At 49.8% G+C, this 26,034-nt stretch carries 28 protein-coding genes; 14 read left to right on the top strand and 14 right to left on the bottom strand.

Annotation, left to right across the window (positions count from 1 at the left end):
• Positions 1 to 41: 41 nt before the first annotated feature.
• On the bottom strand, positions 42 to 1,457 hold the full coding sequence (locus AC2FNV_RS14175; protein WP_170610792.1) for a polysaccharide pyruvyl transferase family protein: 1,416 nt from the start codon (positions 1,455 to 1,457) through the stop codon (positions 42 to 44).
• 95 nt (positions 1,458 to 1,552) lie between these two features.
• Between AC2FNV_RS14175 and AC2FNV_RS14170 the strand changes: the two genes are divergently transcribed.
• The 3 genes from AC2FNV_RS14170 (at position 1,553) to AC2FNV_RS14160 (ending at position 4,874) form a co-directional block, all read left to right on the top strand.
• Complete coding sequence (locus AC2FNV_RS14170; protein WP_254442568.1) at positions 1,553 to 2,680, top strand: polysaccharide pyruvyl transferase family protein; 1,128 nt, start codon at positions 1,553 to 1,555, stop codon at positions 2,678 to 2,680.
• Positions 2,668 to 3,351 (top strand): glycosyltransferase family 29 protein, encoded by a 684-nt coding sequence (locus AC2FNV_RS14165; RefSeq protein WP_170606515.1) that lies wholly within the window; start codon positions 2,668 to 2,670, stop codon positions 3,349 to 3,351. The genes AC2FNV_RS14170 and AC2FNV_RS14165 overlap by 13 nt, the downstream gene beginning before the upstream one ends.
• A gap of 488 nt (positions 3,352 to 3,839) precedes the next feature.
• Complete coding sequence (locus AC2FNV_RS14160; protein ID WP_170606513.1) at positions 3,840 to 4,874, top strand: glycosyltransferase family 4 protein; 1,035 nt, start codon at positions 3,840 to 3,842, stop codon at positions 4,872 to 4,874.
• 127 nt (positions 4,875 to 5,001) lie between these two features.
• Here AC2FNV_RS14160 and AC2FNV_RS14155 read toward each other — a convergent pair whose 3' ends face one another.
• The 5 genes from AC2FNV_RS14155 to AC2FNV_RS14135 all read right to left on the bottom strand — a co-directional run bounded on the left by AC2FNV_RS14155 (position 5,002) and on the right by AC2FNV_RS14135 (position 9,731).
• Positions 5,002 to 5,547 carry a glycosyltransferase family 29 protein gene (locus AC2FNV_RS14155; protein WP_170606511.1) on the bottom strand — a complete coding sequence of 182 codons (546 nt, stop codon included), beginning with the start codon at positions 5,545 to 5,547 and terminating at the stop codon, positions 5,002 to 5,004.
• A gap of 360 nt (positions 5,548 to 5,907) precedes the next feature.
• Entirely contained in the window at positions 5,908 to 7,203 is a 1,296-nt protein-coding gene (locus tag AC2FNV_RS14150) for a nucleotide sugar dehydrogenase (RefSeq protein WP_170606638.1), read from the bottom strand.
• 244 nt (positions 7,204 to 7,447) lie between these two features.
• On the bottom strand, positions 7,448 to 8,035 hold the full coding sequence (locus tag AC2FNV_RS14145) for a Smr/MutS family protein (protein WP_170606509.1): 588 nt from the start codon (positions 8,033 to 8,035) through the stop codon (positions 7,448 to 7,450).
• Positions 8,035 to 9,075: a murein transglycosylase A gene (gene mltA / locus AC2FNV_RS14140; RefSeq protein ID WP_170606507.1), complete on the bottom strand. Its 1,041-nt coding sequence runs from the start codon at positions 9,073 to 9,075 to the stop codon at positions 8,035 to 8,037. The genes AC2FNV_RS14145 and mltA overlap by 1 nt, the downstream gene beginning before the upstream one ends.
• Positions 9,072 to 9,731, bottom strand: a complete 660-nt coding sequence (locus AC2FNV_RS14135) for a Tim44/TimA family putative adaptor protein (RefSeq protein ID WP_170606505.1) — start codon at positions 9,729 to 9,731, stop codon at positions 9,072 to 9,074. Before AC2FNV_RS14135 ends, mltA begins: the two co-directional genes overlap by 4 nt.
• Before the next feature lie 108 nt (positions 9,732 to 9,839).
• Here AC2FNV_RS14135 and AC2FNV_RS14130 point away from each other — a divergent pair, with 108 nt between their 5' ends.
• Positions 9,840 to 10,340 carry an FxsA family protein gene (locus tag AC2FNV_RS14130; protein WP_170606503.1) on the top strand — a complete coding sequence of 167 codons (501 nt, stop codon included), beginning with the start codon at positions 9,840 to 9,842 and terminating at the stop codon, positions 10,338 to 10,340.
• A 54-nt stretch (positions 10,341 to 10,394) separates the two neighbouring features.
• Positions 10,395 to 10,895, top strand: coding sequence for a protein-export chaperone SecB (gene secB / locus AC2FNV_RS14125; protein ID WP_170481047.1), 501 nt, complete (start codon positions 10,395 to 10,397; stop codon positions 10,893 to 10,895).
• Between the two features lie 25 nt (positions 10,896 to 10,920).
• On the opposite strand, the gene dnaQ is transcribed toward secB, so the two are convergent.
• Genes dnaQ through AC2FNV_RS14105 form a run of 4 tightly spaced genes read right to left on the bottom strand, consistent with a single transcriptional unit; the run spans position 10,921 to position 13,655 of the window.
• Positions 10,921 to 11,643 (bottom strand): DNA polymerase III subunit epsilon, encoded by a 723-nt coding sequence (dnaQ, locus tag AC2FNV_RS14120; protein ID WP_170606501.1) that lies wholly within the window; start codon positions 11,641 to 11,643, stop codon positions 10,921 to 10,923.
• Positions 11,636 to 12,229 (bottom strand): dephospho-CoA kinase, encoded by a 594-nt coding sequence (coaE, locus tag AC2FNV_RS14115; protein ID WP_170606500.1) that lies wholly within the window; start codon positions 12,227 to 12,229, stop codon positions 11,636 to 11,638. The genes dnaQ and coaE overlap by 8 nt, the downstream gene beginning before the upstream one ends.
• Entirely contained in the window at positions 12,226 to 13,059 is an 834-nt protein-coding gene (locus AC2FNV_RS14110) for a shikimate dehydrogenase (protein ID WP_170606498.1), read from the bottom strand. The genes coaE and AC2FNV_RS14110 overlap by 4 nt, the downstream gene beginning before the upstream one ends.
• Positions 13,056 to 13,655, bottom strand: a complete 600-nt coding sequence (locus AC2FNV_RS14105; protein ID WP_170606496.1) for a Maf family protein — start codon at positions 13,653 to 13,655, stop codon at positions 13,056 to 13,058. The genes AC2FNV_RS14110 and AC2FNV_RS14105 overlap by 4 nt, the downstream gene beginning before the upstream one ends.
• Positions 13,656 to 14,060: 405 nt before the next feature.
• Between AC2FNV_RS14105 and AC2FNV_RS14100 the strand changes: the two genes are divergently transcribed.
• The 7 genes from AC2FNV_RS14100 to AC2FNV_RS14070 all read left to right on the top strand — a co-directional run bounded on the left by AC2FNV_RS14100 (position 14,061) and on the right by AC2FNV_RS14070 (position 21,431).
• Positions 14,061 to 14,510, top strand: coding sequence for a CopD family protein (locus AC2FNV_RS14100; protein WP_170606495.1), 450 nt, complete (start codon positions 14,061 to 14,063; stop codon positions 14,508 to 14,510).
• Between the two features lie 123 nt (positions 14,511 to 14,633).
• A complete protein-coding gene (gene rho, locus AC2FNV_RS14095; RefSeq protein WP_170481031.1) occupies positions 14,634 to 15,905 on the top strand; it encodes a transcription termination factor Rho in 1,272 nt (423 codons plus the stop codon).
• Positions 15,906 to 15,936: 31 nt separating this feature from the next.
• Entirely contained in the window at positions 15,937 to 17,220 is a 1,284-nt protein-coding gene (gene mnmE, locus AC2FNV_RS14090; RefSeq protein ID WP_170606493.1) for a tRNA uridine-5-carboxymethylaminomethyl(34) synthesis GTPase MnmE, read from the top strand.
• A gap of 12 nt (positions 17,221 to 17,232) precedes the next feature.
• The gene (gene mnmG, locus AC2FNV_RS14085; protein WP_170606491.1) at positions 17,233 to 19,101 is read left to right on the top strand and encodes a tRNA uridine-5-carboxymethylaminomethyl(34) synthesis enzyme MnmG; all 1,869 of its coding nucleotides are present in this window, start codon (positions 17,233 to 17,235) and stop codon (positions 19,099 to 19,101) included.
• Positions 19,101 to 19,721, top strand: a complete 621-nt coding sequence (gene rsmG / locus AC2FNV_RS14080) for a 16S rRNA (guanine(527)-N(7))-methyltransferase RsmG (RefSeq protein ID WP_437436820.1) — start codon at positions 19,101 to 19,103, stop codon at positions 19,719 to 19,721. Before mnmG ends, rsmG begins: the two co-directional genes overlap by 1 nt.
• Positions 19,714 to 20,517, top strand: a complete 804-nt coding sequence (locus AC2FNV_RS14075) for a ParA family protein (protein ID WP_170481019.1) — start codon at positions 19,714 to 19,716, stop codon at positions 20,515 to 20,517. Before rsmG ends, AC2FNV_RS14075 begins: the two co-directional genes overlap by 8 nt.
• A 20-nt stretch (positions 20,518 to 20,537) precedes the next feature.
• Positions 20,538 to 21,431, top strand: a complete 894-nt coding sequence (locus AC2FNV_RS14070; RefSeq protein ID WP_170606487.1) for a ParB/RepB/Spo0J family partition protein — start codon at positions 20,538 to 20,540, stop codon at positions 21,429 to 21,431.
• Here AC2FNV_RS14070 and AC2FNV_RS14065 read toward each other — a convergent pair.
• The 4 genes from AC2FNV_RS14065 to rph are packed head-to-tail and all read right to left on the bottom strand — an operon-like array spanning position 21,421 to position 24,246.
• Positions 21,421 to 21,774, bottom strand: a complete 354-nt coding sequence (locus AC2FNV_RS14065; protein ID WP_170606485.1) for a YbaN family protein — start codon at positions 21,772 to 21,774, stop codon at positions 21,421 to 21,423. The two genes, AC2FNV_RS14070 and AC2FNV_RS14065, sit on opposite strands and share 11 nt — an antisense overlap.
• Positions 21,775 to 21,777: 3 nt before the next feature.
• A complete protein-coding gene (hemW, locus tag AC2FNV_RS14060; RefSeq protein WP_170606483.1) occupies positions 21,778 to 22,941 on the bottom strand; it encodes a radical SAM family heme chaperone HemW in 1,164 nt (387 codons plus the stop codon).
• Positions 22,922 to 23,536: an RdgB/HAM1 family non-canonical purine NTP pyrophosphatase gene (rdgB, locus tag AC2FNV_RS14055; protein WP_170606481.1), complete on the bottom strand. Its 615-nt coding sequence runs from the start codon at positions 23,534 to 23,536 to the stop codon at positions 22,922 to 22,924. The genes hemW and rdgB overlap by 20 nt, the downstream gene beginning before the upstream one ends.
• Positions 23,533 to 24,246 carry a ribonuclease PH gene (gene rph / locus AC2FNV_RS14050; protein WP_170606480.1) on the bottom strand — a complete coding sequence of 238 codons (714 nt, stop codon included), beginning with the start codon at positions 24,244 to 24,246 and terminating at the stop codon, positions 23,533 to 23,535. Before rph ends, rdgB begins: the two co-directional genes overlap by 4 nt.
• Before the next feature lie 112 nt (positions 24,247 to 24,358).
• Here rph and hrcA point away from each other — a divergent pair, with 112 nt between their 5' ends.
• Positions 24,359 to 25,423: a heat-inducible transcriptional repressor HrcA gene (hrcA, locus tag AC2FNV_RS14045; RefSeq protein WP_170606479.1), complete on the top strand. Its 1,065-nt coding sequence runs from the start codon at positions 24,359 to 24,361 to the stop codon at positions 25,421 to 25,423.
• Positions 25,424 to 25,433: 10 nt separating this feature from the next.
• Positions 25,434 to 25,997, top strand: a complete 564-nt coding sequence (locus AC2FNV_RS14040; protein WP_170480998.1) for a nucleotide exchange factor GrpE — start codon at positions 25,434 to 25,436, stop codon at positions 25,995 to 25,997.
• The last annotated feature ends 37 nt before the right edge of the window (positions 25,998 to 26,034 follow it).

The following is a 26,034-nucleotide window of genomic DNA, read 5'->3' as shown; positions in this document are numbered from 1 at the left end:
GTCGCGTCACTTCTTTGTGTTGTCTGCAATTGTGACGTGCGTCAACGTTGCGAACCCAGCAGTTTTGAAGCCCTGCTGAACAGTTTCTTTAGAGCCGGTTTTCCGCAAGAGCTTCTTTGTGGCTGGTCTATTCCAGGTGACGGCCTGTTCGTCTTCTTTGGATCCGGATTGTCACCCGAACTTTGGCGCGATTTGCCCATTTCAGGCGACGACTCAATCGTCTTTTTGCTGCGCTGCAGCTTCAGGCGTCGCCTGTTGGCAATTTCCTTCAGCTCTCGAACGGACCGGGCTTCGGCGCGGCAAGCTGCTTCAAGAAATTGAGATCGGTAACGTAAAACGGCTTCGGCGGACCAGGGACCACTACCCCGCGAGTTTTTTAGGACACTGAAAATTTTCGTCCAATGCGCATCAAGTATTTCGGATGCAGCAACCTGCTTCTTCATGAAAGTCTGTGACAGCTTTGGAAAATCGGATTTATATACTGTATTTTCAAGATTCTTCCATGAACGAACCAGTGTTTCTGGTGCGTCGGTCAGGGAGACAACTCCTTTAAATTTCAAAAGGTTTTTTGCGACAATAAATGCGGGTACTCCGAAGGCCGCCGCAGTAATATAGCCGTGCATCGAAGATCCAACGTAAAGATTTGATCTAGAGATCGCGGCGCAAACTTGACGCGTACTCAGTGGACGATCAACGAGTATCGGAGAGCTTGTCATCATCGAGGCGATAAGGCCCGCCAAGCGATCATCGTTGTGGCATGGGCCGATGCCTATCAAAATCGGTCGCATGTTCAGTTTTTTCGCCATTTTGTCGAGAATAGAAGCGAGTTTTGGATATTCGATATCTTTTGCGTACCGATCATTTACGTGAATAGTAAAAAAAGGACCCGCGTCGCCTTTGGTTAATGTCTCGAACTCTGAGTCCAAGCTCTCTTTCGACCACAAAGATGGCAGATTCCAGGCGCTGTCAGGAACAACGCTTATTTCTAAGTCTGGCTGTATGTCTAATAGTAAACGGCGGCTTTCTTCATCTCGAACACTTAAATACGTTGATCTAAGCAAAGCCTTCCGCACTAAACCAATGAATTCTGTAGGTATTGGCTTTGGGACCCCTGGCGCATTCCACATCACAGGAGTACCCTCTGGAGCAGCCAGCGCGGCTCCAATCCAAAGATCGGCATACCCGTACAAATCCACACCGCCCCTAACATACGAAGTCAGCGGCGTTTTATTTGGGTGGATAATATTTCCGCCCCCGATAACAACACCTTCTGTGTGCCGCCCAATCAAGTCACACAAACCTACCGACTGAGCCGAGTCCTTCCAAACAGGAGGACCGCCAATTGGGCTGACAGGTATACATTCCGACTCGGATAGTCGTGAGTTCACGATGTTGGTAAAGAGAAGGTCGCCGTAGTTTTCAACGTCGAAAGTTCCGAAATGAGCAATCGTGGTCATTAACCCTACCGGGGCAAAAATTGTTGTTTCGCTGGTAGCTAGCATAGTGCTAGGACGTCGGAAACCCGGTTATTTGCAAAAGGAGAAGCGAAAAAATGGTTAAACAAACCTCCGTTCTTCTGGCCAACGAGACGGGGCATACGTCAAATCCCGGATGCCGCGCTGTGCGACGTGGGTTTGATCGACTTTTTGCGTTATCCGATATTCGGTGTTCAGGCTCCTTACCTCTTGGCCTGTGGTCGGACAGCTTCAAAGAGCTTTCCCCCAAACCCAATGAAAGGATAGTGCGCAAAGAAGGCCGTTTTCGTACGGGAACAACCGAGCCAATAAAGGTGGATATCGAAAAATGGAGAAAGATTCGAAATCAGTTAGCTCAAGATGATACATGGGTGCTTCGAAAACTATCGGAGGTAGACGCATTGGTCGTCAACTCTGAAGGTAGCATGCACCACAATTTGCCACGTGCATTGGCCCTTGCTGCTTTAATTGATATTTCTCACGAAGTGGGCACTCCCGTCGCTCTTATGAACTCCTCAATACAGGCGATGGACGACCAGCTTATAAGCGAAATCCTTGGCCGGTTGAGCATGTGTCATGTTCGAGAAAGGCGCACATTCGAAGCCGTAGAGGCTAAGACTTCTAATGCGGTATTGGCCCCAGACTTAGCGGTCTTAGCTATGACCGCTATGACGCCCGCAGAAAGAGAAATGAAAGCCATCGATGGTCGAAAATGTATTGTTGCTGCGGGTGTTTTAGTTGATCCGAATGCCGTGCGCCAGACAATTCAGGCTGTAAGGGCTTGTGACCTTGAGCCGACCTATCTTTCCATTGGCGACGGAAGAGAGGCTGAAATAATTTCCGAACTTTCAACGGAAGAGGATTTTAATATCATAGATTCTGGACAAATTACACTTGAACGCCTTGTCTCCGAGCTTTCTGGCGCTGCTATGCTGGTATCTGGGCGGCATCACATAAACATCTTTGCTATGTTATGCGGACTTCCCTTTGTCCCATTGCCCTCAAACACTTGGAAGATAGAAGCTACCATTGAAATGGCTGGCTACCCGATATCTACCACGGAAAAAATCAAAGACTTAGAGGAATCAATTCGAACGGTCCATAAAGACCGTCTTTTGTATGCAGATGCTTCAAAAAACGGATTTATCGCATTGGAGAGAATGATGCGGAAGTTGCCCGAAAAGGTGCGTAAATGGACGTTTTGACACCATTCGAATTCATAGACAGATACGACGAAGGAAAGACGGTTGCGATTGTTGGAAATGCGCCGACATTGGCGAATACCGGGCTCGGAAAATGGATTGACTCACACGATATAGTTGTTCGATTCAACGACTGCAGGGTAAATGGTTACGAAAGGGATGTAGGATCCCGAACTAGCATTTTGGTGTGTAATCCATATGCCGAAACCCGACCCGACAGAAAAGTGGGTGATGCTGTTTCACCGGAAACCGTTGTGGCAATTTCCTCGCTCACCAGAAGGGGGGATATGGCCGAGTTTTCACGTTGGGTCGGGCGCTTTCCCACAATGTTCACCTATTCGCCAGATATTAGGATTGACTGTGGCGACAGAAGCAAGGTTGCACTAACAACCGGGACTTATGGGTTGGTTTTAATGAGCAAATTGTTGAAACCTTCCGCGCTTTTCGTGACCGGATTCACAATGTTTCAACCGGGCACAGATTTCCACTATTGGAGTGATATAACGCCATCTGGGTTGAAAGCACACACTCCCAAAAAGGAAGCCGAAATCTTTAGCCGTATTCTCAACGGGCTAAACATTCCAATCTTCGTCACCCGTGATATCATGGGCGTTTTTGAAACGGCCAATACAACACCATCCTCGAAAATAACCCAGAAGAAGTCGCAAATTTGATTGTGATTGATCTTTGGCCGAGCTAGGCAGACACAGCCTGCGCTGCAGTTGTAAAGGTCCCACAACCTTGATGAATGCAAACACTTGTACCCGACCGGAGAGCCTTTGAGACTAGGGGAATGAACAACAAGAGACAGGCTGTTGAGGCCAGTGTACAAAAAGTCATTGAGACTTTAAGCGCGTCCAATTCGCTGACTTGGTTAGATAAACTGTCATTGGATTTAGCGCGCGCCAGATATCTCAGGTCGCGCCGAACCAGCGCCCCAAAAATTGCTGTGTGCGGTGTGAATATGTGCATCAACGCCGCTGGCCGCGTTCAGGCATTAGCTGATATTTACGCGTGCTCATACGACACTACAATGATCGGTTTTCTGCCTAAAAATTCTGGGGGCACGCTTTGGGCGCCGCTTGTATCATCGAAACACCGGTTTCGAGGGATTCCGATAACGGACCCTCAGGTCCTAGTCACGCACGCATTGAAATTCGTGATGGAGAATCCGTTTGATATCGTTCACCTGTCGAAACCGCGGTTTGTTAACATACTAATAGGTGTTCTGTACAAACTGATCTGGGGTTCTCAGATTTTTATGGATGTCGATGACGAAGACTTAGGTATCTTAAAAGAGCGCCAAGAAACCATACCTTTAGATTCATTTTTTGAGCAAAATCAAGATCGTGAGTTACGCTGGAGCCAACTTGTTACCAGCGATGGGGTCCGTGTTGGGGTCGCGTTATGGGACATTTTTGATGGTGTCACCGTATCCAACCCAGCCCTTAAAGAGAAGTACGGTGGATTGATACTTCCCCATGCTAGGTCCGCTAACCAATTTCAGCCTGACATAGTTAGAAAAAACTCGGTGCGTCGAGAGTTTGGTATTCCCCTTGAGGCGAAAGTCTTTTTATTTTTCGGAACAGTAAGAAAACATAAAGGAGTCGTTGAGACTGCACGGGCTATGGCAAAGACCGGTAGAAAAGATGCTATTTTTGTTGTTGCAGGTTCAATTCCAGATAGAAATCTTACGAAGGAACTCAAAGCGGTCGGCGGCAAAAACCTAAGACTTCTTCCAGTCCAACCCTTTGAAAGAATCCCCGACATTGTTGGAATGGCCGACGCAGTCGTCTTATTGCAGGACGATTCCTCGCTGCTAGCTAAATATCAACTTCCGGCAAAGTTGGTTGACGCAATGGCTATGGGGTTAACGATCTTTGTTTCGCCGACTCCGGCTGTGCAGGATGTAATTGACGCTGGTGCAGCGCGCGCGATCTTCAGGAACAAGATCGAGCAGTCGATAAGCGATTATCTATCTTCACCCGAAGATTCAAAAGAATGCGGGGCCGCTGGAAGAAAGCTATTTTTGGATCAATTTAGCGTAGAAGCTTGTGATCTAAAATTGAGAAAATTCCTTGAAGAACGCCGGGCTAGAAATTCGAAGGCCAAAAAGACGGTTTTTACAAGGGTCACGTCAGTTTTTGAGGAAATCGGCGGTTGGGAAGAAATCGCAAAACTCGACAAATGTGCTTAGCTTTGGCGGGTCGCCGGCAGCCAAAGGCAATAATGTTATTGCAATTCGGATAGCGACGAACCACCCCTATCGCACTGACCTGAACCGGCAGTCTGAAAAAATTTAGCTCTCTCGTTTTCCACAATTATCATAGTTGCGTTAAGTTGGCTGACTGTGTAGCGATCTTTTCCACCACTTTTAGTACGAATTTTTTTTCAGTTTCTGGGCTATGGGGTCCGGGACGGTTTTCACCATTGTAGAACGTTTCGCTTTCCCAAAAATCAAAACCATACAGCGTCAAGCGCCCCGCGCCCAACCGAGCGAGCAAGTCTACGCCCATACATCCCGTTGATGGTCTTGCTCCAACTTCAGCCTTTAATGCTTTCCACCACCGTTCCCTATAGAAGTAGTATCCACGCGCTTGAGAGGGGCTGATCTTTTCCCGATCTGATGGGCTCATCCAAACAATGCGGTCCGACTTCTCTCGGTAATTTACTTTACCTAAGTCCGTTGAAACTAGGAGCAAATCTGTCCGCCGCCCTGCTTCATTACGGTGGGGAGGCAGGAAAACTCCTCTGTTAATTCTAACAACCACCTGATGCTCGTCAATCGGCCTAAACGCTTCGAAAAGTGAGGAGGCGTTGCCAACTAGCGCAATGTCGCGACCACGGACTAGGCTTTCCAGATCTGCCAAGGCCCTCCCACAGCGACTATTAATTGCGGATCTTAGCCTTTTTGAAATCGAGGGGCCTGATTTGCGAGAGTAGGAGTTCTTTGTAATCATCCTGAGCACCATCGCGACTCAGTCGGGTCTTTTCAAGCGATAAGAGGGGAATAGAGCGAGATCACTGACTTCGTGAAAGCAAGGACTGGGAGAAAGTATCTTGAACACATCCTCGTCGGCAAATTTGTTGCTATCATCGGGCATCGTCACGATGGCCAAACAGTAAACCGTTAGCTAGCGCTATTTTACACCTATTTCGGAACACTTTTTTGGGCTAGTTTTACTAAGTTATCGATAAGGGTCTTTTTGTATTGATCGGGTACTTGGTCACTACAGACGAAAAACCTCGAAACCGCATGCTTTTAAATCTTCTCGATCAAAAACTGATTTGATGTCTGCAATTATCGCGGATTTAGATTTGCAAAGTGCTCGTAAGTAAGAGGGTTCTAAATTAGAATATTCATCATGCGCGACCGCGACGACAACCGCATCAACATCTTTGACTTCATCCAAAGAAGTTAGATTAACTCCAAAATGGGCAAAAACTTCATCTCCATCGGCGTGCACATCCGAAACAATCACCTCGATTCCCCAATCCTCAAATTCCCGGATCAGATCTACGACTTTGGTATTGCGTATATCGGGACAATTTTCCTTGAAGGTTACACCCAAAATGCAAACCCGGGATTGATTAATACTTATGCCATTTTTCGACATCATTTTAATCACACTGCGCGCAGCGTAATGGGCCATTTCGTCGTTGATCCGTCTACCCGATAGAATAACCTGTGGGTGATATCCGACCTCTTCAGCCTTGTGCGTGAGATAATAGGGATCAACGCCGATGCAGTGTCCACCAACCAATCCAGGTCGAAATGGCAGAAAGTTCCATTTACTCCCGGCTGTGTTCAGCACATCAACGGTGTCAATGTTCAGGTGATTGAAAATAATCGAAAGCTCGTTGACGAGGGCAATGTTAATGTCTCGTTGAATGTTTTCTATGACCTTGGCGGCTTCGGCCACTTTAATTGAGCTGGCAAGGTAGGTACCTCTTTCAATTATTGAACCGTACAGCGCGTCGATCTCAGCAGCAGCCTCCGGTGTAGAACCAGCAGTAACCTTGACAACTTTGGTCAGGGTGTTGACCTGGTCACCTGGGTTTATTCTTTCTGGGCTGTACCCACAGAAAAAATCTTCGTTAAAGCGCAGACCAGACGAACTCTCTAGGATCGGCACGCAAATTTCTTCAGTACAGCCCGGGTACACTGTTGATTCATAAATTACGACATTACCCTTTGACAAAACCGAACCGACAGCAGAGGAGGCTTTTCGGATCGGCATCAAATCTGGACGGTTTACTTGGTCTACCGGGGTTGGAACAGTAATAATGTAAATATCGCAGTCAGTTATATCTTCAATTTCTGTAGTGTACCTTAGGTGCTTGGCGGCAGCTAAATCCTCAGGTGTGACCTCCTTTGTACTGTCTATCCCTGACCGCAGCTTTTCTATGCGACCAGCTTTCAAATCAAGGCCCACAACGTCACGAGTTCTGCCAAATTCTACCGCCAAGGGCAGACCAACATACCCAAGTCCGATCACAGCAATGCGTTTGCCATCAAAATTCATCATAATTCAGCCGAAATCCGTTTTGCGCGGTTTTTCAGAAAAGAATTCGAGTGTTTAACCGCGACCTTATATAGCAGTTATCACTCTGGCAAATTACAGGCAAACTAAATTCAGCCGCTCATTTTCGGCTGAAATAAGCTTAATTGCGAAATACACACACCATTATTTTTAAGGCGTGTCGGGCAGGTCATTTCCCCTGATTGGGCCTTTCTGGGCGATGACGCGCTTCTAGCTGTTTACGCGATTAACGAATACGACGCAGATACACATAATACGCACCATCACCCCCGTGGCTGATATGCGCCGGAGTCACCTGAAGGACCGCTTGCGCCAGTGGCGGCAGGCTCAGCCAGTGGGGGACTTGATTTCGGAGGACACCGCGCGGGGTTGGGATGGGGCCGGGCTCGTCTCGATCCTTACCCTTTCCTGTAATTACCAACACGAGCCGTTTTCCCGAGGCTTGTGCCGATAGGATAAACTTGACCAATACAGGGTGCGCCGTGTCCATTCTCATGCCGTGCAGATCCAGACGACCTTCGGGTTTAAGTTTGCCGCGTTTCATCCGACCAAACGCCTTAACGTCCATACGCACGCCGTCTCTGCGTAGCTCTTCAGAAATTGACGTTTTCAGATTGTTGCCGGCTGGCGTCGGTTGCGATTTTTGTCCCAATTCGAAAGTCTCTAGTCTGGGTACCGGCGACTTTGTTGGTTTGGGTTTGGGAAGAACAGTCGGGTGTACCGTTTGCGGTAGCTCAGGATGCAAACGCTCGGCCTGTTTCGCGACTTTGCGCCAAAGTTCAATTTCGTCTGCGGTCAGTTTCCGGCGCGACATCAGAACTCATCCGGCAAAAGAGCATACGCGCGCTGGATCGGCAGCAACAGAACCATTCGACCGGAATCTTTAAGGCGCCCTGCAGCTTCACCTGCCGCATCACCGGTACCAAAGAAAATATCCGCGCGCTGAGCACCCTTGATTGCCGAACCTGTATCTTGGGCAATCATCAACTGGCGAATTGGTTTCTCTCCATCCTTTTCGATCCAAACCGGCGCCCCCAAAGGTGTATAGATCGGGTCCGCCGCGATACTGCGCAACTTTGTGACTGAGCGGTTCATAGCACCCAATGGTCCAAGCTCGGGGGCGACACGTGTAACCTCACGAAAGAAAACGTACGAAGGGTTGTGTAATAGCAATTCAGCGCCTGCTTCAGGGTTCTTTCGGACCCAAGCACGTATCATTTGGGCGCTGACTTCGTGAGCGCCCAGCGCTCCACGCCGAACCAACTCGGCCCCGATCGAACGATACGGATGTCCGTTTGCGCCTCCGTAGCCCACTCGCAATTTACTACCGTCAGGCAACCGAATACGCCCTGATCCTTGGATTTGCAGAAAAAACAGTTCAACCGGGTCATCGACCCACGCGATCTCCAATCCGCGACCTTGCATAACGTCACTGGTCAATAACTCTCGTCGGCTCAGCCAACGGTCGGATTTCCTGGCCTCGGTCGGCATTCGGTATAGGGGATAGCGGTATTTTGCTGATGGCGACGTTGCGCCATCGAGCTCAGGTTCGAAATAGCCCGTAAATAAGGCAGCGGCCCCATCCTCGACCAACAGGGGACGAAAAAACAACTCAAAAAACGAGCGCGCGGATTCCGGACTATGCGTCTGCGCCGCCGCGCATAACGCTTTCCAGTCCGGGCCCTCCAGATCGCTGCATGTATTTAAAAAAACAGAAAGGGCCGCCCAATGATCGTCAGCATCCCAGCCATCCAAATCTTCGAACGCCAGAATGGTGCGTTTCACCTCTGCACTGGGGGCGCTCGCGGCGGTCATAGCGGCCACCAAGAAAAGCGACCGGAGTTTTTCAATCATGCGTCCGTGGCAACTAACAGCCAGTTTGGATCATCCGTACCCATGACGCGGGCAAAGGTCCAACTGTCCTTTTGGCGTTTTACCGTATTGGGACTTCCTTCGACAATGTCGCCGCCTCGATCCCTTACGACCGAAGTCAATTCGCCAATAAACCGCATCGTGATCTCAGCCTGGTTGGTGTCTTTGTCAAAATGAGCGTCCGCCAATGTCGTCTCGCGCACACCCACGAACTCGGCTTCAATCGTCAAGCCCTTATCCTCCCTGTCTGCCACGACCGAGACGAAGCTGTCGAACACTTCTTCAGACAGGAACGGTTGGATTTCGTCCAGGTTGCCTTTTTCGAAACCCATAACGATCATTTCGTATGCTCCGCGCGCACCTTGTACAAATTCAGTGATAGAAAAACTGGGTTCGATTCGCTTCATCGCTGCCAGGGTTTGCGCTTGTTCGCTATCTTCTGGCACGTGATCGGTGATGTCATGATCCGGGCCACCTTCGATTACTTCAAAATCGCGACGCGACTTGCTGGCTTCGGGTTGTTGCTGCAGCGGCGGCTTTTCAAATCCTTCACGTGTTCCCAGTACGCTTTTCAGGCGCATGATCAGGAAAACAGCGATACCAAGCAAGACCAATAGCTGGATCATGGGATTGTTCATTTCGTCCTCTTTTCAGAACCGAGACTTTGTAAGCACAGCCTCATGCTCCTATGTAGGTGACAGTTGGTGGCAAGTCCACAGCCCGAACTACTAGAAAGGACAGCGCATATGTACCTGTTTCTGGCTTTTTTGTTGGTACCCATAATTGAGATCGCCCTGTTCATTCAGGTCGGTGGTCTGATTGGGCTATGGCCGACACTTGCCATTGTCGTATCGACGGCTGTTTTAGGTGCCGTTTTGGTACGGACACAAGGTCGCATGGCGCTGGGAGAATTACAGCGGTCCTTTTCCCAAATGGATGACCCGACTGAACCCTTAGCGCACGGCGCTATGATTTTGCTTTCGGGGGCTTTGTTAGTAACACCAGGTTTCTTCACTGATATTATTGGTTTCGCATTGTTAATTCCCGCTATACGTTTGGCTTTGTTCCACTACTTGAAGTCCAAAATCTCGGTCACGCAATTCCAGATGGGCGCGGGTGCGCAATTCCATAGCCGTCCAGAACCATTTGAAAATGCCGATGTGATTGACGGTGAGTACTCCGAGGTCCGGCCCAGAAATGGCTCCGCGAAACCTTCTAAGTGGGTAGAGGGGCCGCACCAGCATTGAGGTGGCTCGCGCAACTTGTTAAGCAGTGACGAAAATCATTTTTGGAGTAGATCCATGGCCGACGAAGACGCCAAAGAAAACACCGCGGCACAGGCCGCACCGCAGGTCCAAATGCGCGTTTTGGGGCAGTTCATCCGCGATTTGTCCTTTGAAAACGTAATGGCGCAAAAGGGCGTATCAGGCGAAGTTCAGCCTGAAATAGCGGTGCAGGTTAACCTGGATGCAAAAAAGCGCCCGACTGAACACCAATATGAAGTGTCGATCAAGCTGAACCTGAAATCCAAAGCCAAGGGCATGGAAGATATTCTTTTCGTTTGCGAAATCGATTATTGCGGCCTGTTTCATGTTGAAGGCGTGCCAGAAGATCAGCTACATCCGTTCCTGCTGATTGAATGTCCGCGCATGCTGTTCCCTTTCCTGCGCCGCATTGTCAGCGACATTACCCGCGACGGAGGTTATCCACCGGTCAATTTGGACAATATCGACTTTGTAGCACTTTATCGGAATGAAATTGCGCGCCGCCAGGCTGCGCAGACGCAGAAAACAGAAGCTTAAGTTATCTGCCCGCGTCTGGGCACCCTCAGACGCGGGTCCAAAGGGCATTTTCGCCAAGGTTTTCTACAAAAGAGTTGTGTGCCACGCGCTCTTCTTCTGTGATCCGTTCAGGCAATGCTACCGCGCGCTGCGCAGGACGCCATGCATCGCCTCCTTCAGATACCGTCGACGCCGCTGTAGCCAGACCAAAATCCGGCTGCCGCCCACCAATCAGCTCAAGATAAACTTCAGCCAATATTTCCGAATCGAGTAATGCTCCATGAAGAACACGGTTCGAGTTATCGATGTTGAACCGGCGGCATAGTGCATCTAATGAGGCAGGAGAACCGGGGAACCGTTTTCGCGCGATTGCCAATGTGTCAACGGCCTGTTCAATCGGTATCATCGGCGCACCCATCCAACCCAATTCGGCATTCAGAAACTTCATATCAAAGGATGCGTTGTGGATTACTAGTTTGGCGTCACCGACAAAGTCGCGAAATTCCAGACCAACTTTTTTGAAAACCGGTTTATCCTTCAGCGTAATCTGCCCAGGCTTTGTAGGTTGAGGCGGGTCCAGCAAGTCTGGGCCGATTCCGTGTACACCAAACGCGTCTTCGGGCATTGATCGCTCTGGGTTAATGTAGACGTGATACGTTTCGCCGGTTGCTACATGATTCCATAGCTCCACGGCACCGATTTCTACGATCCGGTCACCGTTTTCAGGGTCAAAGCCAGTGGTTTCCGTATCGAGTACGATCTCACGCATTTCGCATTCCCACTCTGATTTGTCTGACTATATCCTGCACCTGCGCACGGGCGTGGTCCAGTGTATCCGTGACAATTACAAAGTCCGATCGCCGGCATTTCTCTTCATTTGGCATTTGTTTGGATCTGATTTGATCGAATTGAGCCTCAGTCATCGTGCCCCGTGTCATGACTCTGCGCTTTTGCTCCTCGGGCGATATCGAAACGCACGCGACCGCGTCCATGTCGGCGTCCCCGCCAGTTTCAAAGAGTAACGGGATATCAAATACAATGATATCCGCTGTTTCCGAGGCACGAAAAGTCGCCCGGTCTTTGGAAACCAATGGATGAACTATGGATTCTATTACTTTCAATGCCGATGGTTCCTTAGAAATAATCTGCTTTAAGACATTTCTGTTGACCGAGCCGTCTATTATAGCTTCAGGATAGATCTCTGATATCGACTGCACGGCGGTACCCCCTGGTGAGTACAACCGATGGACTGCATCATCTGCATCCCACAAAGCACATCCTTCGTCCGCAAACATCTTTGCTGTAGTGCTTTTTCCCATACCAATCGAACCGGTGAGTCCAAGGGCGAAACTCATGCTAACGCCGCCGCACGCGCGTCTTCGTCAACTTCTGGACGTAATCCGAACCAACGCTCAAAACCGGGCACAGCCTGGTGGAGCAACATGCCTAAGCCGTCGACCGTGGTGCATCCAGCTTCTTCGGCTGTGCGCAGGAGACGCGTTTTCAAAGGAGTGTAGACAAGATCCGTTACAACGGTACCCGGCTGCAATCCATCCAGTGGTACGCGCAACTCTGGCTGTCCTTGCATTCCCAAAGACGTTGTGTTGACGACCAGTTCGGCATTCTCGACAACATTTCCGGCCTGCACCCAATCGACTACCGTAATGCGTTGTCCAAATTCCTCTTTCAGATGGTCGGCTCTGTTGCTTGTACGATTGGTCAGCATAATTTCTGGAACACCTGCATCTGCAAGAGCCCACAATACTGCTCTGGCCGCTCCTCCAGCGCCGAACACAACTGCTGGACCATCCTGAGGCACCCAATCCGGAGCGCCCGATCTCAGGTTCGCCATAAAACCATACCCGTCAGTGTTGTCCGCATGGATCGAACCATCTTCACGGAATACCAGTGTATTCGCTGCCCCTATGACAGAAGCGCGGTCAGCTGCGTGATCCGACAGACGCAGTGCGGCCTCTTTGTGTGGAACTGTTATGTTAGCGCCGACAAAACCTGCCTTGGGCAGTGCCCGCAAAACTGTTTCGAGATCAGCAGGCGCCACGTCCATCGGGATGTAATGACCTGATAACCCATGAGCCTTGAGCCAATGACCATGTAATTTCGGTGACCGGGAGTGTGCAACGGGGTGTCCTATCACCCCGGCCAGTGGGATACGATGGTCCGTCATTGGTCAATTACGCCTTTCACAACCAAAAAATTAATGATTTCTAACAACGGAATACCCAGAACGTTAAAGTAATCGCCGTCTATGTCCGCAAATAGGCGTACACCTTCTTCTTCCAGTTTATACGCTCCAACAGAATAACGAATACTCTCCCAATTTCGAGTGACATAGTCGCGTAAGTACGCGTCCGAACTCGCTCGCATCCGCAATCGCACCTGGCCAACATGTCTCCAGACCGGTTCGCTATTCTGATAGACGACTGCCGCAGAAAGCAAAGCGTGCCGTCTACCGCGCATAGACTTGAGCTGTTGCAGAGCATCTTCAGGCGAATCCGGTTTCGAAATCACCTTGCCGTCAAAGTCCAATACCTGGTCGCACCCTATTACCATAGCACCCGGCGACTTATCACTGACTTTCCGCGCCTTCATTTCGGCCAAAGCGTCTGCGATATCCCGAGGAGACGCATCTTCGGCCAACAACGCTTGTTTCACGCTATCCTCGTCTATGCGCGCGACATTTACGGAAAAATCAATACCAGCATTTCGCAGCAGCTGTGCTCGAATAGTAGAACCAGAAGCCAAAACAATGGGGACAGACATGTGGAAAACCAGCCGAGTAATTCGTTAACAGTTCTGGGATGTTTTGTATGGTTTTCCGATTGACACGCAAGTCCTGTGTTCACGCAAAAAATATCTGTGAGTCGCTCAAGTTCGGTCCAGATAGGACAAGGATAAGTTCATTAAACGGGATAAGGTAGTTTTCCAAGAATTCCTCAGGAGATATCCCCAGACTTAATTTTGTGTCGACATCTCAACATGTTGTTTTTATTTACTTATTTTTCTATATCAACAGAACTTCTGCTCTGAACTTTAAACTCATCCAGCTTGGGGAAAAACCTTGGAAAAACAAGTAATCCACGGATTCTATACTCCCTACAAAACCATCATCCTTTTTCTTTTCTATTTTTTTTATTAGGGAAGATCAGAACAAAGCTCGAGGCCGGGATGACTGACTTTCTTATTACCCTTTATCCATGGGTGAAGTCCTTGCACATCATGGCAGTGATTTCATGGATGGCTGGTCTATTCTATTTACCGCGATTGTTCGTCTATCATGTCGAAAAGGCGCAAACGGTGGCAGGTGCGCAAGAAATTTTCTTTGAAATGGAAGAAAAGCTACTTCGTGTGATCATGCGTCCCGCAATGATAGTAGCGTGGATATGCGGATTATTGATGGTCTTTACGCCTGGCATTGTCAGTTGGGATTGGGCATGGCCATGGGTTAAAGGCGTTGCCGTATTAGGCATGACTTGGTTTCACCATTGGTTAATGGCAAGGCGAAAGGACTTTTTGGCAGGAAGCAATAGGCTTACCGGACGCCAGTATCGAATGATGAACGAAGTTCCGACAGTCTTGATGGTGATTATTGTACTATCTGTTGTTCTAAAGTTCTAAGGGCGTTTGACTCTGCTGCCATTGACCCTTAATTAAGGCAAAACGCTCCCGTCCGGGCTGCGTATCTTCCAACTGCAAATTTTCAGATGTGCCGCAGGCTTTGTGGCCAAGGTCCGTATAATCATGACAACTGAATCCCTGAACCTGTCCGATCTAAAGGCCAAAAGCCCAAAAGACCTTTTGGCGATGGCTGAAGAGCTAGAGATCGAAAACGCCTCGACCATGCGCAAGGGCGAGATGATGTTCCAGATTCTGCGCGAACGCGCGGATGAAGGTTGGACTGTCGGCGGTGATGGTGTGCTTGAAGTTCTCCAAGATGGCTTCGGGTTTCTGCGGTCGCCTGAAGCTAATTATCTTCCCGGACCAGACGACATCTATGTCTCACCAGACATGATCCGCCAGCACTCGTTGCGTACAGGTGACACGGTTGAAGGGGAAATAAAGGCGCCGGATGAGAACGAACGTTATTTTGCGCTGATAAAGGTTACGAAAATCAATTTTGAAGAACCTGATAAGGCTAAACATAAGATCCTTTTCGACAACCTGACGCCTTTGTATCCAGAAGAGCGTCTTAAAATGGAGATTGAGGATCCAACCATCAAAGACAAGTCTGCCCGTGTTATTGACTTGGTCGCGCCGATCGGTAAGGGACAGCGTTCGTTGATCGTGGCGCCGCCGCGGACAGGTAAGACAGTAATCTTGCAGAACATTGCGCACTCTATCGAACAGAACCATCCTGAATGCTATTTGATCGTACTATTGATCGATGAACGTCCCGAAGAAGTGACGGACATGCAGCGGTCGGTGAAGGGCGAAGTCGTTTCTTCTACCTTCGACGAACCGGCGACACGTCACGTGGCTGTGTCAGAAATGGTAATCGAAAAAGCAAAACGTTTAGTCGAGCATAAACGAGATGTTGTTATTCTTCTCGACTCGATAACAAGACTTGGTAGAGCTTTTAACACTGTTGTTCCATCTTCAGGTAAAGTTTTAACGGGTGGTGTCGACGCAAATGCACTTCAGCGGCCAAAGCGGTTCTTCGGCGCCGCACGGAATATAGAAGAGGGCGGTTCGCTGACCATCATCGCGACAGCGCTGATCGACACCGGTAGCCGGATGGACGAAGTGATCTTTGAAGAATTCAAGGGTACCGGTAACTCAGAAATTGTTTTGGATCGTAAGATTGCTGATAAGCGCGTGTTCCCGGCAATCGACATCCTCAAATCTGGTACCCGTAAAGAGGACCTTCTGGTTGATAAAGGCGATCTCGCTAAGACTTTTGTCTTGCGTCGCATCCTGAACCCAATGGGGACAACAGACGCGATTGAGTTTTTGCTGTCAAAGTTAAAGCAGACTAAGACGAACTCTGAATTCTTTGACTCTATGAATACCTGATACAGAGAGCTGACTCTCGCGGGGCCTACGAATGGATACGATATTCGCCTTGGCCAGTGCGCAAGGCAAGGCCGGGGTGGCTGTTATTCGTCTTTCCGGCCCACTGGCCCACACAGCCGCAAAGAAGCTTGCGGGCAAAGATCTTCCGCCTCGTGGCATGCGACATTGCTGTCTGCGTGATTTTAGTGGTGCGCGACTGGATGACGGTCTGGTTTTAACCTTTCAAGCGCCTAAGAGCTTTACAGGCGAAGACGTGGCCGAGCTGCAAATCCACGGCAGCGTTGCTACTGTAAACGCGTTACTTCGGTGTCTTTCTGAAATACGCGGACTTCGTCTTGCGGATCCGGGAGAGTTCACCCGGCGAGCATTGGAAAATGGTAAGATCGACCTGACTCAGGTAGAAGGTTTGGCGGATCTAATAGATGCGGAAACCGAAGCCCAACGCAAGCAGGCTCAATCCGTTCTAGCCGGTTCGTTAGGATCTTTGGTAGAGCGATGGCGTCGAGATTTAATCCGAGCGGCGGCACTGCTCGAGGCGGTGATTGACTTTGCCGATGAGGAGGTTCCGACTGACGTATCCCCAGAGGTCCAAACTCTGGTTTCGGGAGTTGTTTCAGACTTGGAGCAGGAAGCAAGAGGCGTACGTATTGCGGAACGGATCCGAAATGGTTTTGAAGTTGCGATTGTCGGTTTGCCAAATGCGGGAAAATCTACTCTCCTGAATGCGTTGGCTGGCAGGGAAGCGGCGATTACATCGGAATTCGCTGGAACAACCCGGGATGTGATCGAAGTTCGAATGGACCTAGCGGGCCTTCCAGTCACACTGCTTGACACGGCGGGGTTACGAGAGACGGATGATTATGTCGAAAGCATCGGGGTAGAATTGGCGCGAAAGAGAGCTGAAGCTGCAGATTTAAGGGTTTTTTTATCCGAGACAACGGACGAGTTGGGGGTTGAGTTGCAGGCCGGCGATATACAAGTTCTTCCAAAGGCCGATCTTCGGAGCTCGTCTGCGGGTGTGTCTGGAAAAACTGGGCAGGGTATTGACGAACTTGTATCCAACATATCGCGGGTTCTGGTTAATCGATCCACTATCAGCGGTGTTGCAACACGAGAACGACACCGTATAGCGATGTTAAAGGCAATAGACGCTTTGACTGCTGCGCGGACTGTTCTGGAATCGGGGCCGGATATGTATGATTTAGCTGCAGAAGAGTTACGCTCAGCTATCCGAGCACTCGAATCAATAGTTGGCAGAATAGACGTTGAGAACTTGCTGGACGAAATATTTTCCAGTTTTTGTTTGGGAAAGTAAGGATTGTTTCACGTGAAACATTCGAAGTTTGATGTTGTAGTTGTCGGCGCTGGACATGCCGGAACAGAGGCAGCTCATGCAGCGGCAAGGATGGGTGTGCGCACGGCATTAGTTACTTTGTCTGAACGAGATATCGGAGTGATGTCCTGCAACCCTGCGATCGGCGGCCTTGGTAAAGGGCACCTGGTGCGAGAGATCGATGCCATGGACGGTGTTATGGGAAGAGTAGCAGACCGCGCTGGTATACAGTTTCGGTTATTAAACAGACGGAAGGGACCCGCAGTACAGGGACCTCGCGCGCAAGCGGATCGCGCCCTTTACCGCGCAGCAATGCAATATGAAACGCAGCGACAACCGAATCTTTCTGTTATCACAGGCGAAGTCACCGACTTTGTTTTACGGAATGACCGTGTTTCTGGTGTTCGTTTGTCGGATGGTTCCGAAGTTTATTCTGGGTCGGTTATTCTTACCTCGGGCACGTTTCTGCGCGGCGTTATTCACATTGGAGACGTTTCGCGCCCCGGCGGCCGAATGGGCGACAAGCCGTCTGTCAGGCTGGCAGATAGGCTGGATAATTTTGGATTACCGACAGCTCGGTTAAAAACGGGAACACCGCCCAGGTTAGATGGGCGTACAATTAATTGGGACGTTTTAGAAAGACAGGAAGGCGACCCTGAGCCCACCTTGTTTTCATTCTTGTCGAGCGCCACAACAGCACCTCAGATCGCATGTGGAATCACTCATACGAATGCACGGACTCATGAAATAATTGAAAAAAATCTTTCCAGGTCGGCTATGTATGGTGGTCACATCGAAGGAGTGGGACCCAGATACTGTCCTTCAATTGAGGACAAGATTGTAAGGTTTGCCGATAAGGAATCTCACCAGATCTTTCTGGAGCCCGAAGGCGTAAATGACCACACGGTATACCCGAATGGAATCTCGACCTCGTTGCCTGAGGAAGTGCAGTGGGATTATGTGCGGTCGATCAAAGGTTTAGAAATGGCGGAAATCCTGCAGCCAGGATACGCCATTGAATATGATTATGTAGATCCGCGCGCTTTAACCGCCTCATTGTTGGTGTATGATGTACCGGGTCTGTACCTGGCCGGACAAATCAATGGAACCACGGGTTATGAAGAAGCTGCTGCACAAGGTCTTGTAGCCGGTTTAAATGCAGCACTAGAATCCCAAGGCCGTGAGCCGCAGTATTTTACTCGAACGGACAGCTATATTGGAGTTATGATTGATGATTTAACTACGCGCGGTGTTGCAGAGCCATACAGAATGTTTACGTCGCGCGCGGAGTTTCGGCTTTCACTTAGGGCTGACAATGCCGATCAACGTTTGACGCCGATTGGCATAGATTTAGGTTGCGTAAGCAAAGAGCGGCAATCAGCGTTTGAGAACAAGAAAGAGAAATTGAAGGCCGCAAAGTCGAAGCTTACTTCGGTTTCGTTGACCCCTAAAGAAATTCGGTCTTCCGGTATAAATGTCAATCAAGACGGTAACCGTCGAGATGGAATGCAATTGTTGGCTTTTCCGGGCGTTACGTTTGATGATGTCGCCGCCTTATTGCCAAGTGTTGTTGGCACAGAACCGGAAATACGCCGCCAGATCGAGCGAGAAGCCCTGTACGCCAACTATATTGCTCGTCAACAGAGAGATGTTGACGCGATGAAGCGAGATGAGTCGCATAGAATTCCTAACGATTTCGACTACTTTCTACTGGATGGGTTGTCGACGGAGATGAAGCAAAAACTGTCCAAGGCGCGTCCAGAAAATATAGCGCAGGCAAGTAGGGTCGAAGGGGTGACTCCCGCTGCTCTAACCCTTGTTCTTGCGAAACTTAAGCGATCTCAGAAAGCTTTAAAGGCATGATGGAAAGCTTCGGTAAGGAGCTGCGCGACCTGAATGTTTCACGTGAAACATTTAACCGACTTTCTATTTACGCCAACTTGATAACCCGCTGGAACGCAAAAATAAATCTAGTTTCGCGAAAGAGTTTAAGCGAACTATGGTTCCGACATATACTGGATTCCGCACAGCTTTTCAGGTGTGTGCCAACCGCTAATCATTGGGTAGATCTTGGAAGCGGCGGGGGGTTTCCGGGAATGGTATGCGCCATAATGGCGATTGAAGAAGCGCCGGCAACAAGGTTTTCGCTAGTAGAGAGCGACCAGCGAAAATCGGCGTTTTTGAGAACCGTGGCTAGGGAGTGCAAGGTAAACTGCACGGTTATTTCGAAGCGAATTGAAGAAATTGATCCACTTGACGCCGACGTCCTTTCAGCACGGGCTTTGGCCAATCTGACAACTCTGATTTCTTTTTGTGAAAGACATTTGACCGACACTGGCTTAGCACTGTTCCTTAAGGGCGAAAGTTGGGAAAAAGAGCTGGCGGAAGCGCGAGAAGAATGGAACTTTCAAGTTGAGCCAATTACAAGCTTAACCGAGCGCAAGGCCGTTATCCTTAAGATAAAAGGAGTGACTCGTGGTTGATCTTTCTCGTCCAAACGGACCCCGGATAATTGCAGTTGCCAACCAAAAGGGGGGCGTGGGGAAGACGACGACAGCAATTAACCTTGCCGCGGGCTTAGCAGAAGCAGGATGTAAAGTACTGGTGGTAGACCTGGATCCGCAAGGAAACGCGTCTACTGGCCTGGGGGTCGAGGATCGAGATTGGACAACTTATGATCTGATTTTGGATGATGCTCCACTTGAGGCTGTTGTTCAGGAGACGGAAATCGAGAACTTACTTATCGTGCCGGCTACAGTAGACCTCAGTTCGGCGGATATCGAATTAATTTCAAATGAAAAGCGTAGTTACTTGTTACACGACGCCCTCAGGCAAACATCTATAGATTCATTTGAATTGGACTTTGTATTAATAGATTGCCCCCCATCGCTGAACTTATTGACAGTAAACGCGATGGTGGCTGCACATTCTGTTTTAGTTCCATTGCAAAGTGAGTTCTTTGCACTTGAGGGATTATCGCAATTAATGCTCACGATCCGAGAAGTTCGCCAAACAGCCAACCCAGCCCTGAGAATCGAAGGCGTTGTGTTAACAATGTTTGATAACCGCAACAACTTGTCCCGTCAGGTCGAAAAGGACGCACGTGACAACCTCGGAGAGATGGTATTTAAAACCAAGATACCAAGAAACGTGCGGGTCAGCGAGGCACCGTCTTATGCGTTGCCAGTGTTGCAGTATGACTCGGGTTCATTGGGGGCGATGGCTTATCGGCATCTAGCTCGGGAAATAATGCACAAAAACAAAAAGGTAGCTGCCTAAGTGGTTATCAGGAGGGTGAAATGAGCGTTAAGAAAAGCAAATCTCGCGGATTGGGACGGGGACTTTCAGCTTTAATGGCGGACGTGACGCCAGAAAGTGAAGGCCGTGCTTCTTCAGAGCCGCGGCGACCGGACCAAAAGGTTCCGATAGAAAAGCTTCGTGCCAACCCGAACCAACCCCGCCGCACATTTTCACAGGACCAACTGGATGACCTTGCTGCCTCAGTCAAAGAAAAAGGAATTATTCAGCCACTGATCGTGCGAAGTGTTTCGTTTGATGAGTATGAAATTGTTGCTGGCGAACGTCGATGGCGTGCTGCTCAGATGGCGCAACTTCATGAAATTCCTGTAATTATTCGGGATCTGGATGATACCGAAGTTCTCGAGATTGCGATCATCGAGAACATTCAGCGTGCGGATTTGAATGCTGTCGAAGAGGCGGCAGGTTACAAACAGCTGATGGACAAGTTCGGCCACACTCAGGAAAAACTTTCTCAGGCTTTGGGAAAAAGTCGCAGTCATATCGCCAATCTGATGCGCTTGCTGACATTGCCGATTGATGTTCAAACACTTGTCGTTGAAGGCAAGCTGTCCGCAGGTCATGCGCGCGCACTTATCACCGCAAATAACGCATCGGAATTGGCAAAAGAGGTTGTCCGCAAGGGCCTATCTGTTCGTGAGACCGAAGCAATGGTTCAAAAACAGAGCCATATTGATGAAGAAAAGCAGACAAAAGCAAAAAGGAACCGCCCTGAAAAGGACGCAGACACACGAGCGCTTGAAAAGGACCTGTCCGCAATTTTGGCGATGAAAGTATCAATCAACCACAAGCCTGGGAGCGAAACGGGGCAAGTCGTGCTGAACTATGAAAATCTGGATCAATTGGACGATCTGTGCGCCAAGCTTAGCCGTTAGGTCTTGTCCAGATAAAGATCATCACGCCCCCCAGCGTTAGCGCTTGTATAATCAAGAAATGGGGCGGTACGGAAAACAAAACAGATAGTCCAAATACGGCGATAACTGAGATAGTGGCGGCCTTTTTCGCCCCCGGACGGATGGAGCCGGAGGTTTGCCAGTCCAGTATCATTGGTCCAAAAGTTCGATGAGTTATGAGCCAATTGTGAAGGCGTGACGAAGAGCGAGCAAAAAAGAAGGCCGCCAGCAAAAGAAAAGGTACTGTTGGTAACAGCGGCAATACAATCCCGATTATTGCAATTGCAACGCAGATCAATCCCAGCCCTGCCCAAAGAAACTGCATATACTACTCCAGCAGTGATCTTATGACTGCGTTCAATACAGCGCGTCCTTTGTCAGTTGCAGAAAGTTGGTTGCCCCTGACGTTCACCATACCATAGCCGATGAGTTCCTCAATTTTGCTTTCGTTCAACGGAACCGCGGAAAGGGCATTAAACCGTTCTATATCTAGACCATCTGTCAGTCTTATACACATCATGAGGTATTCAATGGCTTGATCCTGTTTTGCTAAAACAAAACGTTTCTTTTCGCCTGTTCCTTTGGAAACGGCATTGAGCCAAGCATTTGGCGACAAGTAAGTTTCAGTGGCGAATTTATGCCCGCCCAATGTAAGTCGCCCATGAGCACCAGGGCCTACGCCGACGTAGTCACCGTAACGCCAATAGATCAGATTGTGTCGTGACTCAGCGCCGGGGCGAGCATGATTTGATACCTCGTAAGCTGGCAGCCCGTTTGCCTCGCAAATCTCCTGCGTCGCAGTGTACATGTCGGCAGAGCTGTCTTCTTCTGGCAGGCCGCGTAATTTACCCAGAGCGTAGCGATCGCCAAAGGCGGTACCGTCTTCGATTGTCAGTTGATAAAGCGATAAATGATCAACTGCCATAGACAATGCCTCGGACAGCTCTGCGCGCCATTCACCCACGGATTGGTGTTGCCTGGCATAAATCAGGTCAAAGCTGACCCTGTTAAAGCAATCGCGGGCAACGTCAAAGGCTGCGCGTGCCTCGGCCACTGTATGATTCCGGCCCAATCGACGCAGATCGTTATCATTCAGCGCTTGGATACCCATCGAGATGCGATTGACACCAGCATCGCGGTAGGCGCCAAAACGTCCGGCCTCGACCGAACTGGGATTTGCTTCAAGGGTTATCTCCATGTCATTAGCTGGCCGCCAGAGCGCGCGCGCCGTATCAATGATCGCCGCAACAGACTCCGGGTCCATTAGTGAAGGTGTGCCGCCTCCAAAGAATATCGTATTAAGAATCCGATCTGAAGTTTGATGTGCCGAACGCTTCAATTCACTCAGATAAGCCGCAAGCCATTGTTTTTGATTAATATTTCTGGACACATGGCTATTGAAATCGCAATATGGGCATTTGGCCTCACAAAAAGGCCAATGAACATAGAGGCCAAAGCCTCCATTCAGCCAATCATCCGCCAAAGCAGCCATTCACAAACATCTGAACAGCGCGTCCACGGTGGCTGATCTTATTCTTTTCCCAACGATCCATTTCAGCATAAGTGACGTCGTAGCCTGATGGGACAAACATCGGATCATATCCGAAGCCGTCTTTGCCTCGGATGGGCCAAACCAAATGGCCTGGGGCGACACCCTCGAAAACTTCGTCATGCCCATCGGGCCAAGCCAAAACCAAAGTGCAGCGAAACTGCGCTGTGCGGGGAAAGGGGGCCTTTTTTTTCTCTAACTCATGATGTGCTCGGGTCATTGCTGCCAGGAAATCGCGGCCCTGATCAGTTTCAGCCCAATCCGCCGTGTACACTCCTGGCGCCCCATTCAGGGCGTCGATTGTAATCCCAGAGTCATCCGAAAGCGCGGGTAGACCTATGGCTTTGGCTGCAGCATGAGCTTTGATCCGGGCATTGCCGACAAAGGTATCTTCGGTTTCTTCTGGTTCGGGCAAGCCCAAGTCACCGGCACCCACAACCGCCACCCCAAAGGGCCTCAGGAGATGCGCCATCTCCTCAAGCTTGCCTGTATTGTGCGTTGCAACAAGCAGTCTGTCGCCTGTGAACTTGCGCGTCATGCGGTGGCGGCCTTTTGAGCAGCAACCAATTCACCGACTCCCTTTTCAGCCAGATTCATCAAGTTGTTCATTTGATCACGACTAAAGACCGAACCCTCCGCACTCATCTGAACTTCGATCAGCTTCCCAGAGCCCGCCATAATAAAATTGCCGTCGACGCCGGCTTCGCTGTCTTCCGGGTAATCCAGATCCAAAACAGGTTGACCGGCATATATACCACAGGAAACAGCCGCCACAGGGTCGACAAGTGGGTCCGAAATCACGTCCCCCGATTTAAGAAGCTTATTAACCGCCAGTCGCAGAGCGACCCAGCCGCCAGTAATTGACGCGCAGCGAGTTCCTCCGTCAGCTTGAATGACGTCACAGTCTACAGTGATCTGGCGTTCTCCAAGAGCTACACGGTCCACGCCAGCACGTAATGCGCGACCAATTAGGCGTTGAATTTCAACCGTACGGCCGCCTTGTTTGCCGCTGGCTGCCTCACGCCTCATTCGAGTGTTTGTTGCGCGCGGAAGCATGCCGTATTCCGCAGTGACCCAACCCAGACCAGAACCTTTGATAAAAGGCGGCACACGATCTTCAATTGTTGCTGTACACAGCACATGGGTGTCGCCAACCTTGATCAGGCACGATCCTTCGGCATGTTTGGTAAATTCCGTTTCAATTGAAACGGCGCGCATTTCACTTAAATCTCTTCCTGAAGGTCGCATGGGATTTCCTTTGTTTTCTGGATTGGGGATAACGCTCAGCGGCGCTACGATGCAACCCCGATTGACCTTTCCGATGTCTGCTATTTAATGACGCTCCAGCAGAGGATTCTTGATGAGTGAAGCCAGTAAAATACTGGATGAAATGAACGACCGGTCACGTGAAGTGTTCCGTTTGATCGTCGAGAGCTATCTGGACAGCGGTGAACCGGTTGGCAGCCGTACCTTGACCAGAACGCTTTCAGAAAAAGTTAGCGCAGCTACCGTTCGAAACGTTATGCAAGACCTTGAATTTTTGGGTCTTCTCGATAGCCCGCATATCAGTGCGGGTCGCATACCTACGCAGATGGGTTTGCGAATGTTTGTAGATGGCTTGTTGGAAGTGGGCGACCTTGGTGCAGACGATCAACAGAAATTGGATGAGACTTTAGGCTCTAATGCAGGCGATGTTGGCGATATGCTTGATCGCGTCGGATCAGCATTGTCGCACGTGACCCACGGAGCATCCTTGGTTCTGACGCCTAAGCACGAATCCGAGATTAAGCACATAGAGTTTGTTTCGCTTGCGCACGATAGGGCTTTGGTGGTTCTGGTTTTTGCTGATGGACATGTTGAAAACCGACTTTTTACACCGCCTCCCGGGCAAACGCCCAGCTCAATGCGTGAAGCTGCGAATTTTTTGAACGCTTTGATCGAGGGGCGAACGCTCAGCGAAGTTCGGCAGCAAATGCAAACCCAAATTGCCAGCCGAAGACAAGAGATCGACTTGCTGGCACGTGAAATGGTCGAAAGCGGCATGGCGGCTTGGGACGGTGATGGAGCAGATTCGGCAAGACTTATAGTGCGCGGGAGAGCGAATCTGCTTGGCGAAACAGGTCAACAAGAGGAACTTGACCGGATTCGAACCCTGTTTGATGATCTTGAACGCAAGCGTGACATAGCTGAATTTCTCGAATTAACCGAAACGGGCGAAGGCGTTCGCATTTTTATTGGCTCTGAGAACAAACTTTTCTCACTTTCGGGTTCCTCTTTGGTGGTGTCTCCATATATGAACGCTGATCGAAAGATTATCGGTGCGGTTGGGGTCATTGGACCAACACGCCTTAACTATGGGCGAATCGTTCCGATTGTGGACTATACAGCGCAACTGGTCGGCAAGCTGATATCCGATCGGAGCTAGAGGGTAAGAGATGGCAGAACCCAAGAACGAAGAATTTCTGGATGACATCGCAACCGCCGAGGCGGAAGAAATGGCAGATGAGTTTGTGGAAATCAGCGAAGAAGCGTTGGAGCTGGATGAGCTGCGCGCCGAGCGGGACGATTTCAAAGATAAGTTCATGCGAGCGCTGGCTGATGCGGAGAATGCTCGCAAGAGAGGCGACAAAGCGCGCCGCGAAGCCGAGCAATACGGTGGCTCGAAACTGGCAAGAGATATGCTGCCTGTTTATGACAATCTAAAGCGGGCATTGGAGGCTGCGACTGATGAGCAGAAAGAGGTTGCCGCCGGTTTGATCGAAGGTGTCGAATTGACGATGCGAGCGCTGACAGACGTATTCCACAAACATGGCATCGAAGTGATTGCGCCCCAAGTTGGCGATCGATTTGATCCAAACGTGCATGAAGCCATGTTCGAGGCACCGGTTCCCGGCACCAAAGCCGGCGACATTATTCAAGTTTCAGCAGAGGGTTTTATGCTGCACGACAGACTGTTGCGTCCGGCGCAGGTCGGTGTTTCGTCAACCCCTGCCAACTAAATGCACGTATAGACGCGAACAGTTTCTGAAGGTGTGA

The organism is Ruegeria sp. BHSA163 (assembly GCF_059613365.1).
The sequence above is the reverse complement of the archived record's forward strand: the minus strand, read 5'-3'. Positions and strand labels throughout refer to the sequence as shown.